Source organism: Actinomadura sp. NPDC048394 (assembly GCF_040651755.1).
GTDB lineage: Bacteria > Actinomycetota > Actinomycetes > Streptosporangiales > Streptosporangiaceae > Spirillospora > Spirillospora montaniterrae.
The window spans coordinates 104,992-113,121 of record NZ_JBEZJL010000033.1; the positions used below are offsets into that span (position 1 = coordinate 104,992).

Here is an 8,130-nt window from a genome sequence, read left to right on the forward strand (position 1 = left end):
CCTGACCATCGGTGATGCTGGAGGCATGCACGAGGACGTGGAAAGGTGCGTGCGGGCCGTCCAGTCGAAGGACGCCCGCTTCGACGGATGGTTCTTCACCGGGGTCGTGACCACCGGGATCTACTGCCGCCCGAGCTGCCCGGTCGTGCCGCCGAAGCCCGAGAACATGCGGTTCTACCCGAGCGCCGCCGCCGCGCAGCAGGCCGGGTTCCGCGCCTGCAAGCGGTGCCGGCCCGACACCAGCCCCGGCTCCCCCGAATGGAACCACCGCGCGGACGTCGTCGCCCGCGCGATGCGGCTGATCGCGGACGGCGTCGTCGACCGCGAGGGCGTCCCCGGCCTCGCCGGACGCCTCGGCTACAGCACCCGCCAGATCGAGCGGCAGCTCAACGCGGAACTCGGCGCGGGCCCGCTCGCGCTCGCGCGCGCGCAACGAGCCCAGACCGCGCGGCTGCTCATCGAGACCACCCCGCTGCCCATGGGCGACATCGCGTTCGCGGCGGGATTCGCCAGCATCCGCGCGTTCAACGACACCGTCCGGGAGGTGTTCGCGCTCACCCCGACGCAGCTGCGCGACCGTGTCGCCAAGGGGCATCCGCCCGCCGGCTCGGGGACGCTGTCGCTGCGGCTGCCGTTCCGCGCGCCGCTGTGCCCGGACAACCTGTTCGGGCACCTCACCGCCACCGCCGTCCCGGGTGTGGAGGAGTGGCGGGACGGCGCGTTCCGCCGCACCATGCGGCTCCCCCACGGGCACGGCATCGCCGCCCTGAGCCCACGTCCCGACCACGTCGCCTGCACGCTGACGCTGAGCGACCTGCGCGACCTCACCATCGCGATAAGCCGCTGCCGCTGGATGCTCGACCTCGACGCCGACCCCGTGGCCGTCGACGACCTGCTCCGGGCGGACCCCGTCATGGCGCCGCTTGTCGACAAAGCGCCGGGACGCCGTGTCCCGCGCACCATGGACGCCCCGGAGTTCGCGGTACGTGCCGTGCTCGGGCAGCAGGTCTCCGTGGCGGCCGCGCGCACACACGCGGCGCGCCTCGTCACCGCCTACGGTGACCCCATCACCGACCCGGGAGGCGGCCTCACCCACCTCTTCCCCACCCCCGCCGCCCTCGCCGAACTGGACCCCGAGGCGCTCGCCTTCCCCAAGACCCGCCGCACCACCCTCACCACCCTCGTGGACGCGCTCGCCAACGGCGAGATCGACCTCGGTGTGGGAAGCGACTGGGACGAGGCCCGCGCACGCCTCTCCGCCCTCCCCGGCTTCGGCCCCTGGACCATCGAGACCATCGCCATGCGCGCACTAGGCGACCCCGACGCGTTCATACCGGGCGACCTCGGCATCAAGGTCGCCGCCAAGGGACTGGGCCTCCCCGCTACACCGGCCGCTCTCACCAAGCACGCCGCACAGTGGCGCCCATGGCGCGCCTACGCCGTGCAATACCTGTGGGCCACGAGCGACCACCCCATCAACCTTCTCCCCGCCAACTGACCAGGAGACGTACCCATGGAACCGACGCACGTCGTCATCGACAGCCCCGTCGGGCCGCTCACCTTGGTGGCCATAGACGGCGCACTATGCGGCCTCTACATGGTGGACCAGCGGCACCGTCCACCCGAGGAATCCTTCGGCGCCCCCGGGGACCCCGACGCCGAGCCTTTCGCCGCCACCGCCGAGCAGCTCACCGCCTACTTCGCCGGAGAGCTGACCGAGTTCGACCTGCCGCTCAACCTGCGCGGCACCCCGTTCCAAGGACGGGTCTGGGCCGCCCTCCAGGAGATCCCCTACGGCGAGACCACCACCTACGGGGAACTCGCCGTCGAACTCGGCAAGCCCAGCGCGTCCCGGGCCGTCGGCCTCGCCAACGGCAAGAACCCCGTCGGCGTCATCGTCCCGTGCCACCGCGTCGTCGGTTCCACCGGAAGCCTCACCGGCTACGGCGGCGGCCTGGACCGCAAGCGCTACCTCCTCGACTTCGAGCGCAAGACCCGCAGCGTCGAGGCGGCGCTCTTCTGAGCCGCCCCGCCGGGCGCGGCGGCCCCCTCCGAACGGGGGAATCACCGTTCTGTCAGAGCCGCGAGTTACCGTGCACGGAGAGCACGCGAGACGTGGAAAGGCAGACCAAGGTGGAGTTCCGAGTCGACCGTCAGACCCTCGCCGAGGCCGTGGCGTGGGCGGCGCGGACGCTGCCCGCGCGGCCCGCCCTGCCCGTCCTCGCCGGCATGCTCGTCGAGGCCACCGCCGACGGCGGGCTCGCCTTCGCCGGCTTCGACTACGAGGTGTCCACCCGCGCCCGCGTCGACGCCGACGTCGCCGAGCCCGGCCGCGCCCTCGTCCCCGGCCGGCTCCTCGCCGAGATCGTCCGGAACCTGCCCGCGCAGCCCGTGGAGTTCACCACCAAGGGCGCCGAGGTCGTCGTCCGCTGCGGGCCCGCCGAGTTCGGCCTGCTCACCCTGCCCGTCGAGGACTACCCGACGCTCCCCGAGCCGCCCGCCCGCGCCGGCACCGTCCCCGGCGACCTGTTCGCCGCCGCCGTCGCGCAGGTCGTCCCCGCCGCCGGACGCGACGACACCCTCCCCATGCTCACCGGCGTCCGCGTCGACATCGACGGCGACACCATGTGGCTCGCCTGCACCGACCGGTACCGCATCGCCGCCCGCGAGCTGACCTGGTCGCCCGCCGAGCCCGGGTTCACCGCCGGCGTCGTCGTGCCCGCCCGCACCCTCGCCGACACCGCCAAGGCCATCCGCCCCGGCGCCGAGGTCGCCCTCGACCTCACCGGCGCCGCCGACACCCTGATCGGCGTGTCCGGCGGCGGCCGCAGCATGACGAGCCGCCTCCTCGACGACCAGTACATCAACTACCGGTCCCGGCTCACCGGCGACTGGACGTCGGTCGCGGAGATCCGCACCGCGCCGTTCGTCGAGGCGATCAAGCGGGCCGCGCTGGTCACCGAGCGCGGCACCCCGATCCGGCTCGCGTTCACCGCCGGGGAGGTCCGCATCCGCGCCGCGTCCGGCGACTCCGCCCGCGCCAACGAGAGCCTCGGCGTCGAGCTGTCCGGCGACGACATCGACATCGCGTTCGCGCCCCAGTACCTGCTGGACGGCCTCGCCGGCATCGACACCGAGTACGCCCGCCTCGAATGCGCCGGCCCCACCAAGGCCGCGCTGCTCACCGGCATCCCCGACCGTAAGGACGGTGAGGAGCCGGGCCCGGACGACCCGTCGGACACCGGTTTCCGCTACCTCGCCATGCCCGTCCGCCTCACGGCCTGACCTGCCCCCTCACGGCTGAGCCGCCTGCCTCACGGCCTGACCCACCCGCGCGGCCGCGGCGGGGGTCAGAGGTCGAGGACGGCGAGGACGAAGCGCAGGTCCTCGCGCGCGGCGTTGCCGTAGGAGTGCGGGCGGTCGCCGACGAACACGGCGGCCGTGCCCGCCTCGATGAGGTCGGTGCGCCCGTCCACGCCGAGCGTCAGCGTGCCCGCCTCCACGTAGACGATCTCCTTGGTGCCGGGGACGTGGGCGTCGCTCTCGCGGACCTCGCCGGGCCGCAGCTCCCACCGCCACAGCTCCAGCGACGGCCGCGGGTCGCTGCCCGCGAGCAGCGTGCCCGTCCCGCCGTTCTCGCCCTCCCACAGCACGACGTGCCGTTCCGGGCGGAACACCCGCACCGGCGGCTCCTCCTCGACCTGCACGAGCCGGGTCAGCGGCACGCCGAGCGCGTCGGAGATGCGGATGAGCGTGCCGAGGTTGGGGTTGCCGCGGCCCTGCTCCAGCCCGACCAGCACGCCCTTGCTGACGCCGGAGCGCCCGGCCAGCTCGTCCAGGCTCCAGCCGTGCCCCGCCCGCAGCACCCGGACGGTCCGCGCGACGGCCTCGCCGATCGCCTCCTGCCCGCCCGTCCCGGTCTCCTGCCCGCTCAACCCGGCCTCCCGCTCAACCCGGCCTCCCGCTCAACCCGGCCTCCCGCCCGCACGGCCCATGATCCGACGTCCCCCACGATCCCACCATCGCCGCCGCCCCGGCGCCCCGGCGGGCCGCGATCACCGCCCCGGGCCGCCGGGGGTCAGGGGAGCCAGCGGCCGTCGCGCATCAGGTCCCGGCCGGGCAGTTCGTTCGCCTCCCGCCACGCCTGGACGCGGCGCGGGGTGATGCGGAACCAGCGGTACGTCCCCGCCGAGGCGCGCGGGTCGAAGCCGGAGCGTTCGGCGAACCGGTCGGCCCGCTCGTCCGGCAGCGCGTCGAGCTCGAAGACCTCGACGTCGCCGTCGATCACGGTGACGTCGCGGGTGGGGCCGAGCCCGAGCCGGACGGTGCGGGAGGCGGCGAGGTTCCGGCCGGTCGGGGCGTCCGCGGGGGTGGCGACGAGCAGCGCCTCCCCGTCCCAGTCGAAGGACAGCGGCACCAGGTAGGGGAGCCCGTCGGGCGAGGCGGTGGCCACCCAGATGTCGGTGTCGTGGGCGAGGCGGTGCTCGGTGTCGCGGCGGCGCCGGTCCCGGGGGCGGGGTTCGGCCGCGGTCGGGGTGTCCTGCGCGGAAGGGCTGGTCATGGTCGCTCCGATGTTCGTGGATCGCGGCCGGTCCGGAGGGGCCGGCCGCCGTCGTCCACAGCCTCGCCCGGCCGGGGTGCGGGCCGCCTCCGTGCCGGTCACGGAAACGACCACGGATAATGAACCGGTGTCCGTTCCAGCGGTGTCGGCCCGGGAGGCCGAAGTCCTCGCGCTGCTCGGGGAGCACCTCAGCAACGCGGAGATCGCCGCGCGGCTGGTGATCTCCGTGCGCACCGTCGAGTCGCATGTCTCGTCGCTGCTGCGCAAGCTCGGGCTGCCGGACCGGCGGGCGCTCGCCCGGCACGCCGCGCAGGTCGCCCGCGCCGAGGAGGCGCAGGCGGCGCCCGCGCTGCCGGCGCCGCTGACCGCGTTCGTCGGCCGGGCGCGCGAGCGCGGCGAGCTGGCCGGCGCGGTGCGGGAGCACCGGCTGGTGACCGTGGTCGGCCCGGGCGGGGTCGGCAAGACGCGGCTGGCGCTGGCGGTGGCGGCGGACGTGGCGGGCGACTTCCCTGACGGGGTGTGGTTCGTCGACCTCGTCCCGGTCAGCGAACCGGGCCGGGTGGGGGCGGCGGTCGCGTCGGCCGTGGGCGTCGGCGAGCAGCCGGGCCGCGGCATCGACGACGCGGTGCCCGCCGCGCTGGCGGACCGCCGGGCGCTGCTGGTGCTGGACAACTGCGAGCACGTCCGCGACGGGGTCGCGCCGTTCGTTGAGCGGCTGCTGGCGGCGTGCCCGCGGCTGCGGGTCCTCGTGACGAGCCGGGCCCGGCTGATGGTGCCGTTCGAGCGGGTGGTGCCGGTCCCGCCGCTGTCGCGGGAGGGCGGCGACGAGTCGGACGCGGTGGCGCTGTTCATGGACCGGGCGGCGGCGGTCGGGTGGCCGCCGGGCCCGGCGGTGAGCGAGGGGGTCGTGGCCGTCTGCGAGCGGCTCGGCGGCATGGCGCTGGCGATCGAGCTGGCGGCGGCGCGGTGGGCGACGCTCGGGCTGGACGGCCTCACCGCCGGGCTCTCCGACCAGCTGCGGATCCTCACCGGCGGGTCCCGCGCGGACGACCGGCACCGGTCGGTGCGGGCGGTGCTGGACTGGAGCCACGACCTGCTGGAGCCGGAGGACCGGGCGCTGCTGCGCCGGGTGTCGGTGTTCGTCGCGCCGTTCACCGCGGAGGCCGCCGCGGACGTCGCGGGCTTCGGGCCGCTGGAGCCGGCGGCGGTCGTCGACGGGCTCGGCCGGCTCGCCGAGCAGAGCCTGCTGTCCGTGGCGCCGTCGGAGACGGGCACCCGCTACCACGCGCTGGAGACGATCCGGCAGTACGGGGCGGAGCGGCTCGCCGGCGCGGGCGAGGCGGCGGACGTCCGGTCGCGGCATCTGGCGTGGTGCCTGGACGCCGCGGACGCGCTGTCCGGCGCGGGCGGCGCGGACTGGCGGGTCCGGTTCGACGCCGTCGCCGAGGACCTGCGCGCCGCCCTCACCTGGGCTTCTGACCAGCCGGAACACCGGGCGGACGCGTGCCGGCTCGCCCGGTCGACGGCCGAGCTGGCGTTCGCGCGGACGCTGCTCGGCGAGGCGCAGCAGCGGTTCGAGCAGGCCGCGGCGCTCGCGGACGACGCCGAGGCCGCCGTCGTGTTGCGGCAGGCCGCGGCCGTCGCCGGGTGCCGGAGCGTCGACGGCGACATGTTCCGCCTGTACCGCGCCGCCGCGGAGGCCGCCCGCCGGGCCGGGGACACCGCCGGGGCGGGCCGTGACCTGGCGACCGCCGCGACCGTCGCGTACCGCTTCTCCAGCTCGTTCGAGCACACGCCGCCTGTGGACGAGGTGGCCGCCATGCTCGCGGAGGCGCGCGCGCTGTCCGGCGACGATCCGGGTGCCGGGGCGGCCGTTGCGCTGGCCGAGGCCGCGGTGCTCGCCGACGCGTTCGGCTCCGTCCAGGGGGACCCGGAGAATCCCGCGCAGGAGACGGTCGGGGAGGCCGAACGGGCGGTCGAGGCGGCCCGGCGCGCGGGCGACCCGGTGGCCGAGTCCGCCGCCCTCGACGCGCTCTCCGGCGCCCTGAGCTGGGCGGGCGACTCCTTCGGCGCCGCCGCGGCGGCCCGGCGCCGGATCGACCTGCTGCCGTCCGAGCCGTCCGGTCCGGCCGAGACGCACGAGCTGATGGACGCCCTCGCGATGGCCGCCGGGACCGCCGTCGGTGTCGGCGAGCTGCCGGACGCGCGCCGGTTCGGCGGGCGGCTCGCCGGGCATCCGCTGCTGGCCGAGGCGGGCCACCACGCCACCTCCTGGCTGCTGGTCGCGGACGCGTTCGCCGGGAACGCCGCCGACGTCCTCGCGAGCAGCGTGCGGTTCCACGACGCGTGGGAGCAGAGCGGGCGGCTGCGGACGCGCTCGCTCGGCCCGGCCGCCGCGTCCGTCGCGATGGTCCACGGCCTGCGCGGCGACGGCGACGCCCGGAAGGCGTGGCTCGCGATCGTCGACGAGGCCGGGCCCGAGGCGGACCACCGGCTGGGCTACGGCGCCGTCTTCGACGCCATGGTCCTGCTCCACCACGGCGACGCCGCGGCGGCGCTCGAACGCGTCGCCCCCGCGCCGGACGACGTGTGGAAGTGGGTCTGCTGGGTGTGGCTGCACTGGTACGCGGCGCTGCGGGCGGAAACGGCGGTGCTCGCCGGGCACCCGGACGCCCCGGACCGGATCGCCGCCGCGCGGGCCCTGGTCGCCGGCAACCCGGTCGCGTCCGCCCAGGTGGACCGGGCGGAGGCGCTCCTCGACGGCGACGTGCCGCGGCAGCTCGCCGCCGCCGCGGCGTTCGGCGCGGCGGGCTGCCGCTACCAGGCGGCGCGCACGCTGGTGCTCGCCGGCGGCGAGCACGCCGCCGCCGGGCAGGCCGCGCTCGCCGTTCTCGACCTCGCCCCCATGGCCGTCCGCTAGCCGCGGTCAGCTAGCCGCGGTCGGCTCACCACGGCTCACCACGGCTCACCACGGCTCATCGCGGTCGGCTCGCCACTGCTCATTGCGGTCAGCTCACCGCGCGCTTCACCAGGTCGGCGATGCGGGCCTCGACCTCGTCGTTCACCTCGGTCAGCGCGAAACCGGCCGCCCACATCGGGCCGTCGTCCAGGTTCGCCAGGTCGCTGAACCCGAGCGTCGCGTAGCGCGCCTTGAACTTCTCCGCGCTCTGGAAGAAGCAGACGACCTTGCCGTCCAGCGCGTAGGCGGGCATCCCGTACCAGGTCTTCGGCGCGAGCTCGGGGGCGGCGGCCTTCACGACGGCGTGGATCCGCTCGGCCATCACCCGATCCGAGTCCTGCATCGCGGCGATCTTCTCGAGCACGTCCCGCTCCGCCTCCGCCGCCTTCTCCGCCGCCGAGGCGCGCTTCGCCGCCTTCTTCTGCTCCTTGGCGTGCTCCTTCATCGCGGCCCGCTCCTCGGCCGTGAAGCCTTCGTAACCGCTGTCCTTGGTGGCCGCCATGATCGCTCCTCTTACTGGGCGTTTCATCCTGCGAGTTCCGTTTGATTTCGGGTCAGGTGCCCCGCCATGTGGGAGTGGATTCGCCGGTGAGGCGGCGGCTCATGAGGT

Annotated in this window: 7 protein-coding genes; 4 read left to right on the forward strand and 3 right to left on the reverse strand. The window is 75.5% G+C overall.

Features of this window, described 5'->3' with window-relative positions; genetic code table 11:
- Positions 1–25: 25 nt before the first annotated feature.
- The 3 genes from AB0C78_RS24705 to dnaN all read left to right on the forward strand — a co-directional run bounded on the left by AB0C78_RS24705 (position 26) and on the right by dnaN (position 3,285).
- The gene (locus AB0C78_RS24705; protein WP_360751757.1) at positions 26–1,498 is read left to right on the forward strand and encodes a DNA-3-methyladenine glycosylase 2 family protein; all 1,473 of its coding nucleotides are present in this window, start codon (positions 26–28) and stop codon (positions 1,496–1,498) included.
- Positions 1,499–1,513: 15 nt separating this feature from the next.
- Positions 1,514–2,023 (forward strand): methylated-DNA--[protein]-cysteine S-methyltransferase, encoded by a 510-nt coding sequence (locus tag AB0C78_RS24710; RefSeq protein ID WP_360751759.1) that lies wholly within the window; start codon positions 1,514–1,516, stop codon positions 2,021–2,023.
- Between the two features lie 110 nt (positions 2,024–2,133).
- Positions 2,134–3,285 carry a DNA polymerase III subunit beta gene (gene dnaN / locus AB0C78_RS24715; RefSeq protein WP_360751779.1) on the forward strand — a complete coding sequence of 384 codons (1,152 nt, stop codon included), beginning with the start codon at positions 2,134–2,136 and terminating at the stop codon, positions 3,283–3,285.
- A gap of 65 nt (positions 3,286–3,350) precedes the next feature.
- Here the strand turns inward: dnaN and AB0C78_RS24720 are convergent, their stop codons facing one another.
- A complete protein-coding gene (locus tag AB0C78_RS24720; protein WP_151540965.1) occupies positions 3,351–3,935 on the reverse strand; it encodes an XRE family transcriptional regulator in 585 nt (194 codons plus the stop codon).
- A 143-nt stretch (positions 3,936–4,078) separates the two neighbouring features.
- Positions 4,079–4,561 carry a pyridoxamine 5'-phosphate oxidase family protein gene (locus tag AB0C78_RS24725; RefSeq protein WP_360751763.1) on the reverse strand — a complete coding sequence of 161 codons (483 nt, stop codon included), beginning with the start codon at positions 4,559–4,561 and terminating at the stop codon, positions 4,079–4,081.
- A 127-nt stretch (positions 4,562–4,688) separates the two neighbouring features.
- Here AB0C78_RS24725 and AB0C78_RS24730 point away from each other — a divergent pair, with 127 nt between their 5' ends.
- Positions 4,689–7,481 carry a LuxR C-terminal-related transcriptional regulator gene (locus tag AB0C78_RS24730; protein WP_360751765.1) on the forward strand — a complete coding sequence of 931 codons (2,793 nt, stop codon included), beginning with the start codon at positions 4,689–4,691 and terminating at the stop codon, positions 7,479–7,481.
- 88 nt (positions 7,482–7,569) lie between these two features.
- Here AB0C78_RS24730 and AB0C78_RS24735 read toward each other — a convergent pair whose 3' ends face one another.
- Complete coding sequence (locus AB0C78_RS24735) at positions 7,570–8,022, reverse strand: DUF1801 domain-containing protein (protein ID WP_360751768.1); 453 nt, start codon at positions 8,020–8,022, stop codon at positions 7,570–7,572.
- Positions 8,023–8,130: the final 108 nt, after the last annotated feature.